Source organism: Leucobacter shiyiweii (genome assembly GCF_052446065.1).
GTDB lineage: Bacteria > Actinomycetota > Actinomycetes > Actinomycetales > Microbacteriaceae > Leucobacter.
The window spans coordinates 2,380,617-2,397,292 of record NZ_CM127080.1; the positions used below are offsets into that span (position 1 = coordinate 2,380,617).

Sequence of the window (16,676 nt, forward strand, 5' to 3'; positions counted from 1 at the left end):
GGGCCAGGTGAACATGCACCTGGCCCATTCGTGTTCGCAGTTCAGTCAGCTCCCGGTGACACCCATGTGCTTCAGGTTGACAATGTCGTTCAGCGGCTCGTTTGCCTTCCACTTGCGCAGGTTGGTGGCGAAGCACTCCGCGACGCGCCCGCGCCAACCGACGAGGTCGCCCGAAGCATGCGGGGACACGAGAATAGTGGGTCGTGACCAGAATGGATGCTCCACGGGCAGTGGCTCTTGCTCGAACACATCAAGAGCCGCCCCGGCGAGATGCCCGGAATCGATGGCCTCCAGCAGATCTGCTTCCACGATGACGGCACCTCGTCCGACGTTCACTAGGCGCGCGCCCTGCCGCAGGCGCGCGAAGCGCTCACTGTTGAACAGACCCCGGGTTTCCTCTGTCAGCGGCATTGTAAGCACGACATCGTCGACCATGCCGAGCAAGTCGTCGAGTTCCGAGAAGGCGTGAATCTTGCCGAGTCGGTCATCCGTGCGGGCTGTACGGCCAACGACCGTCACCTCCATGCCGGCTCCCCGCAGCAGAAGCACAGTCTCCTGCCCAACCGGGCCGGGACCGACGACGAGCACCTTGCGACCTAGAATGGGTTCCGTTTCGCGGTGGAGCCAGGTGCGTTCGAGTTGGAGTTCGACCGTGCGGCGCAGATCTTTTGCGAACATGATGATGACACCGAGGATCCATTCGGCGATAGGCCGCTCGCACACCCCGCGCGAATTACTCACGACAATGTCGCTGTCAACTATTTCGGGTGTGAGGAGCACGTCAACGCCGATGCTCGAAGTGTGTATCCATTTCAAGTCCCCCGGGCCGACCTCGCGGAGAAGCTTCGTGCGGAAATCATTGAGGAAGAGAATCTCGGTGCCGGGCTGGGCCGCCTGAAACTCCTCAGCCGTCCTGACGACAGTGACTTCGGCCTCATTCGCGAACGAGTCAAGTGGCGGCACCGGACGGCCTTCGGGCACGATCACGATCGCGCGTGGTTGAGACATGGTACTTCTCCTTTGTTCTGCATTGACATCCGACCGCGCATGCGTGCGATCGCCCTATATAGCCGAAGTTCCGCCATCGACGCTCAGTGCAGCACCAGTGGCGAAGGTGCCATCGATCGCGAGGAAGTAGATCGACTTCGCGATCTCCTCGAGTGAGGCAAGCCGTTCGAGCGGCACGCTGAGCTCCTTCTCGCGTAGCGCAAGCCCGGGATCCGGAAATTCGTTCAACGCTCGTTGCATCATGGCGGTATGGATCGGCCCAGGGCACACAGCATTCACGCGGATTCGTGGCGCGAGTTCTGCAGCGAGCCCTCGAGTAAGGCCAACAACACCCGCTTTCGAGGCGCAGTAATGGACGAGTCCCGCTGCTCCCATCGTCGCGAGATCGGAGGCGACATTGACGATACAGCCGCCTGAATCGCGCAGATACGGGATCGCTTCGCGTGACACGTAGAAGGTCCCCGAGAGGTTCGTGTCAATCACCGACCGCCACGCGTCGCCGGTGATGAGCTCTACCTCAGCGGGTGCAGCAACACCAGCAGCATTGACCACAACGTCGAGGCCGCCGAGGTGACTCCCCGCACGGTGCACCGCAGTGATCACACTCTCCTCATCCGAGACGTCGACCGAAAGCGCGACCGAGGTCCCTCCGATCAGTGATTGCACCCGTTCCAGTTCCGACACGCGACGTCCGAGAAGCGCCACGCGCGCACCACGGGCGCCGAACAGCCTGGCGGTTGCTTCGCCGACTCCGGAGGATGCTCCGGTGATGAGCACGCGTGCTCCCTCGATCTGAATCTCGGCCGATCGTCGATCCATCGTCTTGCCGCTTCCTTGCTGTTCAAGATTGACTGTTGCTCAAGTAGAGCAATTCGCGGCCAACGGACGCTGTTCCAGATCGAGACATGTCCCAGATCTCGTCAGATTGGCACGCGTCCCGATGACGGCGCCACGGGAACCTGTGCGCCTGGCTCAGCTGATCTCGTCCGTACTCACGGTGCGGCCCGCGCGAGCGGACCAGAGGGCGGCCTCCGCGATAACCTGAGCCGCCCGCCCGTCCTCAAACGTGGGGCTCATTGATTCCCCGGTGCGCACCCACGCGACGAATGCGTCGAGTTCGTTTGCGTAGGCACGGGCGTAGCGCTCGAGGAACTGCTCGATGTAGGGGCGATGCGCGGCAGCGTGAGTTGCATTCGAGACGGTCACGTGGCTCGCTGGTACGTTCTCGACGCTCAAGAGGCCCCCGCCGCCGAAAGCCTCGATGCGCTGGTCGTATCCGTAGGCGCTGTGCCGAGAGTTCGTGATCGTCACGATCGCACCGGTACGCGCCTTGAGCGTCACGACTGCGGTGTCGAAGTCGTCGTGCTCGCGCGCGCCCACATCGAAGAGGCACGACCCAACCGCCGTCACCGCCTCTATCTCGCCCACCACGAAGCGCGCGAGATCGAAATCGTGGATCGTCATGTCGCGGAAGATACCACCCGAGACCGCGATGTACTCCGGCGGTGGGGGCCCCGGATCGCGGCTCGTGATGGCGAGATGCTCGATCGGACCGATCTCGCCAGCACCAACCCTTCGATGCAACTCGGCTATCGCCGGATCAAAGCGCTGGTTGAAGCCGATGGCCACAGGACTCGTGGCGCGCTCGACTTGTGGGCGCAGGGCCTCGACGCGTCTCATGTCGAGGTCGATCGGCTTTTCCGACAGCACGGGAATGCCTCGGTCGATGCATGCCTCGATCAGTTCAATGTGGGTGGGCGTGGGCGAAGCGACCACGACGGCGTCCACCAGATCACGATCCACGGCCGCCAGCGGGTCCGCAGTCGCCGTGCCCCCGAATCGTCGCGCGACGTCCTGGGCGCGCTCGATCACAGGATCCGCGACCACGGTGAGTTCTGTCTCAGCACACGAGGCGATATTCGACGCGTGAACCTTTCCGATGCGCCCGGTCCCGATGAGAGCGATGCGCAACGCGCTACCCATGCTGCGCACTCTCGGCGAAGCGGAACAGCTTCTTGTTGGCGAACTCCAGTAGCCCGGCCTGCCCCATCTCGCGCCCGTATCCCGACTTCTTCACGCCACCGAACGGCACGTCAGCGCCACTCAAACCCGCTGCACCGATGAAGACCATGCCCACTTCGAGTTGCGACCCGACTCGCTCGGCGCGATCCAGATCGTCGCAGATGATCACCGAGCCAAGACCGAAGGGGGAGGAATTCGCCAGCGCGATCGCCTCGTCGTCACTGCTCACCCGATACAGCTGGGCGACCGGCCCGAAGAGCTCCTGGCTGTAGACATCCATCGCGGGTGTGATGCCCGTGAGAATAGTCGGGGTGAAGACGTTGCCCTGCGGTTCACCGTCCCCGACCAGGATCTCGGCGCCCTGATCGACCGCACCGTTCACGAGGTCCGCGAGTTCGCGGGTCGCCGCGCTGGAAGAAAGTGGGCCGAAGTCTCCAGCATCGTAAGTCTGAGCCCTGAGGGCACGCGCGAATTTCTCGGAGAACTCGTCAAAATACTCGTCGAGCACCACGATGCGCTTCGACCCAGTGCAGCTCTGGCCACTGTTGTCCATGCGTCCCCGCACGGCATGTTCGACCGCGTAATCGAGATCGTCGGTATTGAGCACAAGAAACACATCGGCGCCTCCCAGTTCGAGCACGCACTTCTTGAGGTGCTTGCCCGCCTGCGCGGCGACGGCCGCACCGGCTCGCTCCGAGCCAGTCAGTGAGACGCCTTGCACGCGGTCATCTGCGATGATCTCGCCGATTTGGTCGTGGGTGGCGAAGAGGTTCACATATGCGCCCTCGGGGAACCCTGCATCGCGGAAAATGCGTTCCAGTGCCAACGCGGATTCCGGGCACTGGGACGCATGCCGCAGGAGGACCGTGTTTCCGAGGATCAGATTCGGGACGGCGAATCGCACAACCTGATAGACCGGGAAGTTCCAGGGCATGACGCCAAGGAGCACCCCGATGCCCTGGTAACGTACGAAGGTGCGCAGCCCGTCGTCAGCAGGCAGGATTTCGTCGGCGAGCCAATCAGCCGCCTTCTGTGCGTATGCCGAAGTGATCGCGCTCGAGAACTTTGCCTCTCCCACGCCCTGCGCAAAGGGCTTACCCATCTCTCGGTTGACTATCTCGGCGAACTCCTCCGCACGCTCCTCGAAGAGTTCGGCAAGTCGAGCCGCTGCAGTAGTGCGCTCTTCGAGCGTGCTCGTGCGAGACCACCCCCGATAGACACCATGAGCGGCGGCGATGCCCGCGTCAACCTCTGCATCTGTTGCCGCAGGATACTCGGCCAAGGTCTCACCGGTCGCGGGATTAATGACCGCGAATGCACCCATGATGTCTCTCCTTCATTGTTGAACTTCTGGTAGGCGCCATCCGGCGCCTGATACAAGAGACGGGCGGGATTCTGTGGAGATCCCGCCCGTCGTCTCAGTGACTACGGCGAATCAGCGCTCGCTGGGGGCGACTGTTACGCCGTAGTACCGCTGTCGCTCGCGACCGGCGAGGTGCTTCGCCACGCCTGCGCGGGTGACTTCGCGCTGCGAGGTGAGGGGCACCCCGACATCCCAGAACGCACCGTTGCCCGAGAGATAGCGGAACTGCTCAACGTTCGCGACAATCACAGCAGGGCCTGTGACTGATTGAGCCTCTTCAAGCGCTGCGGTGAACTCCTCGATCGTCTCGGTCGACCAGGCTGCGGCACCCATGCTCGCGGCGTTCGCCGCGATATCGATGTCGACGATCGGTCCGTCGAGACGTCCCGAGACCGGATTGCGCTCTCGGAGCTGCGTGCCGAATTCCCTCCCGCCGCCCTTTGCCGCCTGAAGTGGCCAGATGCACTGATGCCCGCGGTTATCGATCACGATGACAATGATTTTCTGGTGCTCTTGGACCGCAGTCACGAGTTCCGTCGGCTGCATCAAATAGGTGCCGTCGCCGATCAGCACGTACACCTCACCATCGCTATTCTGCTGCGCCAGGCGATACCCAAGACCGGCCGGAATCTCATGGCCCATGCATGAGTTCGCGTACTCGAAGTGGATCTCCGCACCATTGGAGGGATCCCACGCCTTGTGAATACCTTCGACGACGCCGCCAGAACCGAGCACGAGCGCGTCCTGAGCGGTGATGCGCTGATTCAGTACGTCGATCACCTGGGCCTGGCTCATCTTCTCCTCTGGGAAGTCCTGGAGATCATGCTCCCGCACTTTTCGGGTCTCCTCCTGTGCCGCGGCGATCTCACTCGCGTATGAGCCGATTGGCGCATAGCCCACGTCGGCGAGCCGCTCATGCAGTGAGAGCAGTGAGCGCTTCGCGTCGCCGATCACCGGGAACGAACCCATCTTGTGTGCGTCGAAGGCGCCGACGTTCAGGTTCACGATCTGCACGTCGGGGTGGCGAAAAATGGAGTGTGACGCCGTGATGAAATCCTGCAAACGGGTACCAACGGTGATGACGCAGTCGGCCTCTCCTGCGATCTGGTTGCTGCCGACCGTGCCGGTCACACCGAGACCACCCAGTCCGAGCGCCCCGACGGGCCCGGCACCTTTTCCGGCATACGTCTCGACGACGGGGATGCCAAATCGATCACTGAACTCGGCGAGCGCCGACTGCGCACTCGAGTACCGCACACCGCCACCGGCCACGATGACGGGACGCTGCGACGCGGCGATGATTTCGGCCGCCCCGGCCAGCTCCTCCTCCACCGCGGAGCGGCGACGAATGTGCCACACGCGCGGAGTGAAGAACGCCTCGGGAAAGTCGAACTCCGCACCCTGGATGTCCTGCGGAAGGCAGACGACCACCGCACCCGTGTCTACGGGATCGGTCAGCACACGCATGGCTTCGGGAAGCGTCGAAAGCAACTGGCCGGGGTGGGTGATTCGATCGAAGTATCGACTCACTGGGCGGAAGCAATCGTTCGCGGAGACATCGCGCTCGATCGGGTGTTCTATCTGCTGCAGGACCGGATCGCCGAAGCGATTATTGATGATGTCGGCAGGAAAGATCAGGACAGGCAGACGGTTCGTCGTCGCCGTCGCCGCGCCACTCACCATGTTCGTGGAACCGGGACCTGCGGACGCGGTGCACGCGAGCGTCGCCGCTCGGTTCGAGGCCTTAGCAAACCCGATGGCGGCGTGCACCATGCTTTGCTCGTTCTTGCCCGGATAGTGGGGGAAGTCGACCCCGTATTCGTCGATGCCCTGCGCCAAGCCGACGGAATTACCGTGACCGAAGATGCCGTACATCCCGGGAATCAGACGACGACGCTCGCCGTCAAGCTCGCTGTACTGCACCTGGAGGTACTCGATAATCGCCTGGGCGACGGTGCGGCGCCGCACAGGCGCCTTCGGGTCGCCAATACCTGCAACGGCAGCGGCCATGCTGCTCATAGGGTCTCCTCAAAGTTCGAAACGGGGTCGGTGACCGGGGTCGCCGCGTACCGGTTCAGGTTCCCATCGGGCCGTGGCAGGGAAGTGTCCCACTTTGATACCGGACCTAATTGTCGTTATCTCGCACGACTAATGCGCGCGCCTCGACCGCGAGCCATAGTTCGAATGACTCACGCATATTCTTGAGATTTTTCCCGGTAAGTTGCTCGATCCTGTTCAACCGGTATCGCAAGGTGTGCTCATGCACGAACAGCGCTCCTGCCGTCGCGCGCATGCGCCCGTGCTGCCGAAAGTAAACAGCGAGGGTGTGGAAGAGTTCGGAGCCCTGTGACTCATCGTGCTCGAGAATCGGGCGGAGAGTGTCTTCCGCAAGCCGCTCCATCGTGGAGGAGTCGGGGTTCAACCAACGCGCCAGCCCAAGCTGCATCTCAGTGAAGACGACTTCGGGTGGATTTGTATCAACCGCGAGGCTGAGCGACCATCGCGCCTGCCGCAGCAATCGCGGTATCTCCGAGAACTCGGTGCTCGTCGGGCTCGCCCCAATCGAAACGCTGAGCGCGGCACCGAGTTCGGCAAGTTGATCATCAGTGCACTGCAGCACTCCGATGAGCTGGTCCTGCCACAGGATGGCGTGCCGGATCCGACGATCCGCGAGCCAGTCCCGCGCGCGCGTCTCAGGCAGGGGGTTGGGGATTCGCCCGAAGGCCACCACGCGGAATGGGGTGTCGCGCACGAGACCGGCGTCATGCAGCCTCCGTTCCACGTCCGCGTGCGAGGCACCTGCTTCCAGAGCGCGCGCCAGGGCCGACCCCCCGGCACGGTGCACGGCTTCACGCCGACGCTGATCTTCGATCGCGTCGAGAGCGGCGAGCGTGCTGACGTGCTGGAGCGCAGCGAGTCCCTCGGGGTAATGTTCCTCGTGTTCGATCCCGACGAGATATGCGGTAGCCCGATCCCCGACGAAGAGCGGCACCAAGTAGCCGCCCGGCAACACGCGCAGATCGGTCGCGTGCAGCGCATCTCCCCACTCGATATCCGGCACCCACGGCCAGTTGTCGAGCAGGGCCTGTCCCGCAGGCGAGAGCAGAGCGAGCCGGTATCCCGAAATCTGTTCAAGCTGGCGATAGATACCTGGCACATCGCCGTCGATGGCGTTTCTCAGGCGGAGGGTCTCGAAGATGCGGAGATGTCGGGCGAGCCGGTCCCGCGCGGAGCGCTCACTCGCATTGGCGACGAGATACGAGAGCTCGATGAAGGGTACCTGTCTTGGAATCCTCAGGACAGGGAAGCCGAGCTCGTCTGCGACCGCGAGCATTTCGGGGGTGAGGTCGGGGGCGCGGACGCTCACCGCGATGCCGGCGAGGCGGTGCTGCGCGAGTCGGCGAACGTACTCCGTCTGTCCGGGGCTGTCCTCGGGGATCCCGAATCCGTTGACGATGAGCAACTCACCGCCCTCGAGCCACGGCCCCGGATCTTCGAGTTCGGAAGTATGTGTCCACTGCACCCTTCGCCCGAGCCCGGCGGCGCCCGCGGCGAGTTCCAGGCCGAGGTGCGGCATCGAGACCAATTCCGCGACGGTCAGTTGCCCTCGGTCCACCCGGGGCGTGGTCGGGTGCTGCTGCATCGGCAACCTCTCATCTTTGAGAGACCGATGCGCCCCGGCAGGAGCCGGGGCGCATCGGTCATTTCAGTCGAATCGATACGGCTCGTGCGGGCCGACCGACGGCAGCGGGCGCGGGCGCTCGCACGTACTCGCAATCTCGATGTGACGGCCATCCTGAGACGACTGCTCGAATGCGAGCAACACTTCGAGCACATGGTAGGCAAATGCCCCACCCGTGCGGGGCTCAATACCAGCACGAATGGCATGCCCGAACTCGGCGAGTCCGATGCCGCGATAGGCATCATCGCGATGCGTCAGCGCGGTCTCGCGCCAATCTCCGCCGCCCGGGGGCGTCATATCGAGCGCCAGGTCGCGAGGCTCGCCACGTCGGAGCACCGGCGCACCATCGAAATGATCTGGGTTGGGTGCCGCGATCGAGCCCCCGGTGCCGTAGATCTCAAAGTGCGGGAGGTTGTGGTTCCACACATCCCAACTCACGACCACCGTGGCCACAGCACCTGACTCGAAATCGATCGACCCCGAGATGTGCGTCGGCGTCTGGATCGCGATCTCACCGTCATACCCGCCAGCGCCATCGGGGCGCGGCCGAGTTTCGGACGACTTCGCGGCAGATGCCGAAACGCGTCGCACCGGTCCGAAGATGTTCACCAGGTTCGTGATCAGATAGGGGCCGATGTCGAGCATCGGGCCGGCACCGGGGCTATAGAACGGGTCGACGTTAGGGTGCCAGTGCTCGTAGCCACGGTTCACGAAGGAACCGAAGGCGGCAACGGGCTCGCCGATCCAGCCGTCATCGATCAGCTTGCGGCTGGTCTGCGCTCCCGAGCCCAAGAACGTGGTAGGTGCCGATCCCGCGTACACACCGGCCTCCTTCGCAGCGTCGAGAATCTGCTGCGCCTCTTCGAGCGAGGTGGCGAATGGTTTCTCCGACAGCACATGCTTTCCTGCCGCAATGGCCTGCAAACTTACCGGCGCGTGAAGTTTCGGCGGGGTGAGGTTCAGCACGAGCTCGATCTCGGGATCGGCGAGCAGTTGATCAGGGCTGAGCGCCTTCCGCACGCCATACTCCTTGGCCCGTGCGGTGACCGCGGCCTCGTTCACATCGGCCAGTGCCACGATGTCGACTTCGGGGTGGACACTGATTTTGTCCAGGTACTGGTTCAGAACGTTTCCGACGCCGATGATGCCGACTCGAATGGGTTCCATAATTCTCTCCGTCAATCACATTTCTCGGTAAGCCACACGCCGCGCGAGGGCTCGAAGGGAGGGCGAAGTTTTGGTCGCCACCCGAAGAATCGAACGGGCGAACCGCAGCGGTCCGCCCGTTCAGTGGTACTACAATCTCAGAAGGGTCCGCGAAAGTCGTGTCCCATTCTGAGACACTCGGTCAGCGAGCGCCCAGCAGATCGCGTCGGTGTGCGCTCGTAGCGGTGCTGTCGACTGCGCCATCGGCAATGACGACACCGTAGACTTCGCGGGCCGTTTCGAGAGTCACACGCAGATCCTCGACATCGGTCAGCACGGCTTGAGGCTCGCGCTCTAGAGGATCTCCGTAGCCACCACCGCCCGGAGTGATCGACACGACCCTCTCGCCACGACGCAGATCGTAGCGTCCGACCACCGGAATCTCCCTGCGTTCACCCGACACTGCGTCGATGACCCACGCCTCCGGCACGGAGCCGCCATGCCCGCCGCGCACACCCTGCGGGGGGTTCAGTCTGCCCTCGATGCCGTAGGTCAGCGTCACCTCCTCGTCCCGTGCTTCAATTACCACTCGCGTCGCCAGGCCGCCGCGCTGGCGACCGGCGCCACCGGTATCAGGTACGAGCGCACGCTCATGTACCAGGATCGGGTAACGCTGCTCATCGACCTCGACGCTGTCGTGGTACAGGAGCGCCCCGCAGACCGGTCGCTGGTAGGTGGGCCAGCCATCGACGAACGGAGTCGCCGGGCCGCCGACGCCGCCGACGAGAATCTGATTCACATAGGCGTTGCCGTTGCGCTCGTCAATGCCTGAGATGACCGACTTCGCAGGAGCCTGACCCGCCGCACCCTCCGCGGCACCGTACCCATCATCGATCTGCGCGAACGCCGCTTGGACCAGGTTCACCACTCGATCCGCAAGGTTGGTCGTACCTGACGAGCAGGAGAACGGGTGCTTCGGTACCCCGACCGCGCAGCCGTCTCGCAACTGCACCTCGATGCGCCGGAAGGTACCGGCGTTGCTCGGAAGGTTTTCCGGCAGCCCCGAGAGGATTCCAGCGAGTGCAGCTCCCGTAGCCGTCGCCCGCGTCAGGTTCAGCCCGTTCGGGAGATTGTCCGGGTTGTCGCGCAGATCAATCGAGATGCGCCCCTCCTTCGGACGCACCGCGATAGTCGCCTGCAACGGCACCCCGTCGGGCCCAGTGCCGGGAAACGGATCGTGCGCAGTCGAGCCGTGAAGCTCAACGGCCGGGAGCGTCTCGATCGTCGACTGGGCGAGGCGCTCTGAATAGTTGAACCATGCGTCGACGAAATCGACGAGGTCTTCAACTCCGAACTTCTCGGCGAGTTCCTGGATGCGTCGCTCTGCGATGCGCGATGCGCCCACCGAAGCGAGGTAGTCGCCGTACCACTGATCCGGCACACGGATCCGTGCACGGCACATGCGCACAATGTCGTCGATATCGGTGTAGTCGCGCTGCACGCGCACGCAGGGGAAGATGAGCGCCCCCTCCTCGTACACGTCGCGGGCGGTCGCGAAGAAGGTGGTCGGCAGGGAGTTACCGCAATCCGCCTGGTGGGCCTTCGTCACCGCCGTAAACAGGTGCCGCCCCCCGATGAAAATCGGCACGAGAATGCAGTGATCAGCGGCGTGTGAATTGCCCCGATACGGGTCGTTGTGGAGAAACGCGTCACCCTCGCGGATGTCGTCATGCAGTTCCACCATGTCCTCACCGAGCGGGCCCGCGCCGAACACGTGCACGGGCACGCCTTCCGCAGCGGCGAGCAGCTGATTATCGGCGGTGAGCACCGCGCACGAGAAGTCGCGCGCCGTGTTGATCACCGAGGATCGTGCGGAGCGAAGCAGTCCACTCGTCATTTCACGGACGATGCCGTCGAATGCGTTGGCGAGGACGGAGAGCTTCACCGGGTCGAATTCGCGTGTCATGTCACGCCTCCTTACGGGTGAGGTAGATGTTGGATCGGTCGTCGAGTTCGGCGTCCCACTCAGGCGGCACCACGATGGTGGTCGTCGGCTGATCGATGACGGCGGGTCCGATGATCCGGTCGCCGGGGCTCAGGGTGACGCCGCGGTAGCGGGCTGTGGCATACGGCTTTCCACCGAACACGATGTCGTCGGTGCGGTGCACTTCGGGAGAGGAACCCTGAGAGCCGGCCGGTGCGACGAGTTCGGGACGCGGGATTTCGACCCGGACACCCCAGGTGATGATTTCGACGCGACTGTCGGGGTCGTGGGTCCCGTTGCGGCGATCGTGCTCGACGTGAAACGCCTGCTCGACGATGTCAGCCGCGGACACCGGTGACGGTGCGGAATCGAGCATCACCCGGAGATCCCAGGCCTGGCCGGGGTACCGGGCATCGACGAAGTATGAGATCACCGCGTCAGTTCCGCTGAACCGCTCAGCGAACACGGCGGCCTTACCCGAAAGATCTTCCAGAGCGGCAGATGCGGAGTTCACATCGAATGCTCGGGTGTCATTATGCAGCGGTGAGAGGAATTCCGTCGCGATCGGAGCCCGATGCGCTCCGTAGGCAGCAAGCACTCCAGCGGTTGCCGGGATCAACACAGTATCCGCTTCGAGCAGAGCGCCGATGGCCGCGGCGACCATCGCTCCCGCGCCTCCGCCGGCCACGATCAAGGCACCGCGCGGATCAACACCCTGTTCGAGCGAGGACTGACGGATGGCAGTGGCCATGTGATTCGCTGAGACATCAAGGATCGCCTGCGCGGACTGCAGCGTGTCACGACCCAGTGCACTGGAGATGCGGCTGTCGATTGCGCGAGTCGCCGCGGTACGGTCGAGCGTGAACCCGCCCTCGAACCCTTGGGCATCGAGATAGCCGAGCGCGACGCATGCATCTGTGACGGTCGGCTCTTCGCCGCCGCGGCCGTAGGCCGCCGGACCAGGTGTGCTTCGCGCGCTCTGGGGGCCGACATGTAGCAGCCCTCCGGCGTCGATCCAGGCAATGCTGCCGCCGCCGGCGCCGATGCTCGTGACTGCGACAGAGGAGAGGCCGGTGAGGTGGCCAACGAAGGGTTCCCCTAGCCATGCCTCGCGGGTATGGCGCACGATGCCGTTCTCGACCAGCGACACATCGAAGGTGGTGCCGCCCATGTCACACACCACGACGGTGTCGTGATCGGGTGCTGCGGCAGCACCGACCAGCGGGGCCATCGACGGGCCAGAGTTCAGCAGCAGCACCGGTCGGTTCAGAACGTCGGCGACATCCAGCACAGCGCCCTCCGAGGTCACGACGAGCAGATCGCCAGCGAATCCGTATTCGACGAGGTCGGCCCGCAGTTTTCCCAGGTGATCCGCCATCAATGGCTTCAGCGAAGCGTCGATCGCTGCGGCCGAGGTGCGGCGATACTCACGGATCGTGGGGTTTGCCTCGTTGGAGAGCGTGTAAGGGATGCCCGGCAGTTCTTCCTCGATCAGTTCGGCGACGCGACGCTCATGCACGTCGTTGATGATCGACCACAGGAAGCCCACTGCGATGGCCTCGGTGCCGTCTGCGGCGAGCCCGCGGAGTACCTCTCGGGTGCGCTCCTCGTCTAGAGGGACGAGTACCTCGCCCTCCGCCGACAGTCGCTCCGGGATCTCAAAGGTCTGGTTGCGCGGGATATACGCTGGCGGGTACGCGGCCTTCGAATCGAACGCTTCGCGGCGTCCGCCCTCGCGGAGCAGCAGGGTGTCCGCGAAACCCGTCGTGGTGAGCAGGGCAGTCTTCGCGACCTTGCCGGTGAGCACGGCATTGGTGGCGTGCGTCGTGCCGTAGACGATGACATCAGCGTTGCGCAGCACGGTATCGCCGTCCCATCCAACTGACTCGGCGGCCCGGCGCACGGACGCCTCGAATCCCGTGAAGACGCGATCGTAGGTGGTGAGCGCCTTACCGACGGCCATGCCGCCAGTGCTCGAGCCGACGACCACGTCGGTGAAGGTGCCGCCCGTGTCGACGGCGATACGGTACCGCGCCTCGTCGGCGCCCGTAAGAACTTGACTCATGATGTGTGTGCTTTCGTGTGGAGGAGAAATAAAGGAGAATCCGGAGACGGATCAGACTGGAGCAACGCGGTTGCGCAGCGTGCCCACGCGCTCGACCTCGACCTCGACGATGTCGCCCGGGGCAATCCAGACTGGCGGGGTGCGCTTGGCACCAATTCCCTGTGGGGTGCCGGTTGCGATCACGTCACCGGGTTCGAGGGTGAGGAACGCCGAGATGTACGAGACGATCGTGGCGATCGGGAAGATCTGATGGCGCGTATTCGAGCGCTGCATCTCTTCATCATTGACTCGGGTAACCAGCTCGAGCGTCTGCGGGTCGCCGATCTCGTCGAGCGTGACCAGGGCCGGGCCCCACGGGGTTGATCCGTCAACGGCCTTACCGGGTGTCCACTGAGTGCCTCGGAATTGGAGATCGCGTGCGGAAACATCGTTGAGCGGAGCGAGCCCAGCGACGTACTCAAGCGCCTCTGCTTCGCTGACGCGTGATGCGCGTCGCCCGATCACGATGGCGACCTCACCCTCGAAGTCGAGTTTTTCGCTCACGTCAGCGCCGCCGATTTCATCGAACGGGCCGACGAGAGTCGACGCGAACTTGGTGAAGACATCGGGATATTCGGGCAACGCACGTCCGGTCTCAGCTACGTGATCCTTGTAGTTGAGCCCGACGCAGAGCACCTTCGTCGGGTCCGTCACCGGGCCGACAAGGCCGGCCTCGGCCACAGTGCCCACGAGTGCGCCGACCGCAGGCTCGCCGGCACCTGCGAACACCTTGCCGATCTCGGGTAGGCGGTCGCCGTACAGCGTGAGGAACTCCTTCACGGAGGGCGGTGCGCCTCGATCAGCGACATCGGTGTCGGCCAGGAGCTGTTCGAGGTCGTACACCTTGTCGCCGATCAGAACTCCACCACGGGGTCCGTAAGGATGGCTATATGAGACGAGTTTCATTGCTGTCGCTTCTTTTCGGTCAGGCGCGGTCGGTGCCGGCGGCTACTGAGTTCACAGCGTCGGCGAGTCGATCGGCGATGTCGGCACCAACGTTCTCGTCCATCACGGTCGAGAGAGAGAGAAGGTTCGCCGGGGAGCCGAGCAGTCCGCGCTCGTACGTCGCCCACCAGAGGCGGTGCTGCAGATTTTCGGCCACCTTCTCTGAGCCAGCCGGAACCGCGCGGAGCAGTGACCCACGACCTCGAACCTCCCATCCTGCGTCGGCAATACGCTCACTGACCGCGGTGCGCACATCGTCACCGATGCGGTTGAGACGCTGCACCTGCTCATCCGGGTACAGGCGCAGCGCGGCAGCGCCGGCTGCCATGCTGACCGGGTTGCCCGAGAAGGTGCCTCCGTGCGGCAGATTTCCCGGACGGGTGGGATCGACCTCGGCCATCAGTTCACCGAGGCCCGCGACCGCTCCCACAGGGAAGCCGCCACCAATGAGCTTTCCCGTCGTAAGCAGATCGGGCTCGACGCCGTACTCACCGCTCAAGCCGGCGTGCCCCAGCCGCAGGCTGATGGTCTCGTCGATGATGAGCACCACACCATGCCTCGTCGCAAGCTCACGCGCGGCGCGCACGAAGTCCTCGGTAATGCTGATGAGACCGGCACGGTTCGGCAACAGATCCAAAATGATTGCCGCATACGCGTTCGGAGCTGATTCGACCGCCCGTGTCAGAAACTCGATGTCGTTCAAGGGCACAGCGGTTACATCGTTGATCACTCCCTGAGGCACACCCTTGGTGTACGACGGGCCACCGGGTACCAGCGCGACATCCGACGTCCCGTGATAACCGCCCTTCGTCACGATGACCTTGTCACGTCCAGTCGCAGCGCGCGCAATACGGAGCGCAGACATCACGGCTTCGGTGCCAGAGTTCGTAAAGCGCACCTGATCGAGAGAGGGCAGCCTCTGAAGAAGCAGGTCCGCAAGTTCCCATTCCCACAGATTCGGGATCCCCCAGCTCGCGCCCGCCGACAGCGCCTTCACGGCGGCTTCGGTGATCTCCGGATGCGCGTTGCCGTGAATCAACGAGGTGAAGTTGTTGTTCGCGTCAATGAGCTCGCGCCCGCGATCGTCCCAGACGCGGAATCCGGCCCCGCGGATGGCGTAGGGGCTCGGCTCACCGGTGAAGTATGTTGAGCGGCCGTATCCACCCGGCAGCAGGGGGAAGCCTCGGAGCCCACGTCGCAGGTGAGGATCTTCGGCGAGCGTCTCATGCGCGACGCGCTCGGTGGCAGTATTCGTATTCACGTTGGAGTCTCTCCTGTCTCAGTTCACGAGGTCGATTAGCGGCTGGTCGGTGAGCGCCAGTCGTACCCGCTCCACAGCGCCCTCCTGCAACGCACCTGTCGAACGGTTCGAGCGCCAAGCGATATGCGGCGTAAGAATCGTGTTGGGTGCCTTTCGAAGGGGATGATCAGCGTCGAGCGGCTCCTGAGCGAAGGTGTCGATCCCGGCTCCGGCAATGTGACCACTGATCAACGCTTCGGCCAACGCAGCTTCATCCACCAGCCCGCCCCGCGACACGTTGACAATGACCGTGCCACGGCGCATGCGTTCGAGCACAGCGCCATTAATGAGATTCCACGTGTCGTCGGTCAGCGGGAGATGGAGCGAGACCACGTCGGAGCCTGCAAGAAGGTCATCGAGATCGGCGAGATCGAACTCACTCTCTGTGACGAACGGATCGTACGCGCGCACCTGAGCTCCGACCGCGGCGTACATCCGCGCGACGTGCTGGCCGATGCGTCCAAGGCCGACGACGCCGACCTCGAGCTGGGAAAGAACTGGGGTGTCGTACCCGATTATGCCGCCCCAGGCGAAGTCACGGATAGCAGCGTCGCCGGCGGGAAGTCGACGCGCGAGGGCCAAACCCATCGAGAAGGCATGCGAGGCAACCTCTTCAGAGGCGGTGCCAGGCACGATCGAAACAGGGATGTTGGCTGCAGATGCCGCAGCGATGTCGATGTTGTCGTACCCAATTCCGTATCGGATCACCGCCTTGCACTGCTGCATCGTCGGAAAATCGCTTGCCGTCAATTTCGCATAGGGAGTGATCATCACGATTTCGGCGTCGGCGAGACCATTGCGAAACTCCTCGACATCGCTGGCTGCGACCAGTTCGTAGTCGAACTCCTTCGCGAGCGCGTGCTCCCGTTCAAGGTCGGGGAAGTGGTGGGGAGCGACCAGGATGGTCCCCTGTCCTTCGCGGTTCATGTGCAACAATCCTGTTCTCGTCTGTGACGGTTGAGGGTCGCAGCCGAATCGATTCTCGCCTGCGTAGTGTGACCATTCCACTGCGCGGAGACTCGCTCAAAACGTCCCAGATCGATACACGCTGGCGCATCAAAAAAGGGCTTACCGCTGAGACCGTGGAGTGCACGGTCTCAGCGGTAAGCCCTTTTAGTGCGC

The 16,676-nt window shown here is 63.6% G+C and carries 12 protein-coding genes; all 12 read right to left on the bottom strand.

The window, feature by feature from the left end:
• Nucleotides 1-45: 45 nt before the first annotated feature.
• The 12 genes from ACTNFJ_RS11045 to ACTNFJ_RS11100 all read right to left on the bottom strand — a co-directional run bounded on the left by ACTNFJ_RS11045 (nucleotide 46) and on the right by ACTNFJ_RS11100 (nucleotide 16,481).
• Nucleotides 46-1,008 (bottom strand): D-2-hydroxyacid dehydrogenase, encoded by a 963-nt coding sequence (locus tag ACTNFJ_RS11045; RefSeq protein WP_435906327.1) that lies wholly within the window; start codon nucleotides 1,006-1,008, stop codon nucleotides 46-48.
• 54 nt (nucleotides 1,009-1,062) lie between these two features.
• Nucleotides 1,063-1,827, bottom strand: coding sequence for an SDR family NAD(P)-dependent oxidoreductase (locus tag ACTNFJ_RS11050; RefSeq protein ID WP_435906328.1), 765 nt, complete (start codon nucleotides 1,825-1,827; stop codon nucleotides 1,063-1,065).
• A 153-nt stretch (nucleotides 1,828-1,980) separates the two neighbouring features.
• The gene (gene iolG / locus ACTNFJ_RS11055) at nucleotides 1,981-2,991 is read right to left on the bottom strand and encodes an inositol 2-dehydrogenase (RefSeq protein ID WP_435906329.1); all 1,011 of its coding nucleotides are present in this window, start codon (nucleotides 2,989-2,991) and stop codon (nucleotides 1,981-1,983) included.
• Nucleotides 2,984-4,354 (bottom strand): aldehyde dehydrogenase family protein, encoded by a 1,371-nt coding sequence (locus tag ACTNFJ_RS11060; RefSeq protein ID WP_435906330.1) that lies wholly within the window; start codon nucleotides 4,352-4,354, stop codon nucleotides 2,984-2,986. Before ACTNFJ_RS11060 ends, iolG begins: the two co-directional genes overlap by 8 nt.
• Before the next feature lie 111 nt (nucleotides 4,355-4,465).
• Entirely contained in the window at nucleotides 4,466-6,412 is a 1,947-nt protein-coding gene (iolD, locus tag ACTNFJ_RS11065; RefSeq protein WP_435906331.1) for a 3D-(3,5/4)-trihydroxycyclohexane-1,2-dione acylhydrolase (decyclizing), read from the bottom strand.
• A 106-nt stretch (nucleotides 6,413-6,518) separates the two neighbouring features.
• Nucleotides 6,519-8,036, bottom strand: coding sequence for a PucR family transcriptional regulator (locus ACTNFJ_RS11070; RefSeq protein ID WP_435906332.1), 1,518 nt, complete (start codon nucleotides 8,034-8,036; stop codon nucleotides 6,519-6,521).
• Between the two features lie 63 nt (nucleotides 8,037-8,099).
• Nucleotides 8,100-9,242 (bottom strand): Gfo/Idh/MocA family protein, encoded by a 1,143-nt coding sequence (locus ACTNFJ_RS11075; protein WP_435906333.1) that lies wholly within the window; start codon nucleotides 9,240-9,242, stop codon nucleotides 8,100-8,102.
• 181 nt (nucleotides 9,243-9,423) lie between these two features.
• A complete protein-coding gene (locus tag ACTNFJ_RS11080) occupies nucleotides 9,424-11,187 on the bottom strand; it encodes a hydantoinase B/oxoprolinase family protein (RefSeq protein ID WP_435906334.1) in 1,764 nt (587 codons plus the stop codon).
• 1 nt (nucleotide 11,188) lies between these two features.
• On the bottom strand, nucleotides 11,189-13,270 hold the full coding sequence (locus tag ACTNFJ_RS11085) for a hydantoinase/oxoprolinase family protein (protein WP_435906335.1): 2,082 nt from the start codon (nucleotides 13,268-13,270) through the stop codon (nucleotides 11,189-11,191).
• 51 nt (nucleotides 13,271-13,321) lie between these two features.
• Entirely contained in the window at nucleotides 13,322-14,215 is an 894-nt protein-coding gene (locus ACTNFJ_RS11090) for a fumarylacetoacetate hydrolase family protein (RefSeq protein WP_435906336.1), read from the bottom strand.
• Nucleotides 14,216-14,234: 19 nt separating this feature from the next.
• Nucleotides 14,235-15,515, bottom strand: a complete 1,281-nt coding sequence (locus ACTNFJ_RS11095) for an aspartate aminotransferase family protein (protein ID WP_435906337.1) — start codon at nucleotides 15,513-15,515, stop codon at nucleotides 14,235-14,237.
• An 18-nt stretch (nucleotides 15,516-15,533) separates the two neighbouring features.
• The gene (locus ACTNFJ_RS11100) at nucleotides 15,534-16,481 is read right to left on the bottom strand and encodes a C-terminal binding protein (protein ID WP_435906338.1); all 948 of its coding nucleotides are present in this window, start codon (nucleotides 16,479-16,481) and stop codon (nucleotides 15,534-15,536) included.
• Nucleotides 16,482-16,676 lie beyond the last annotated feature (195 nt).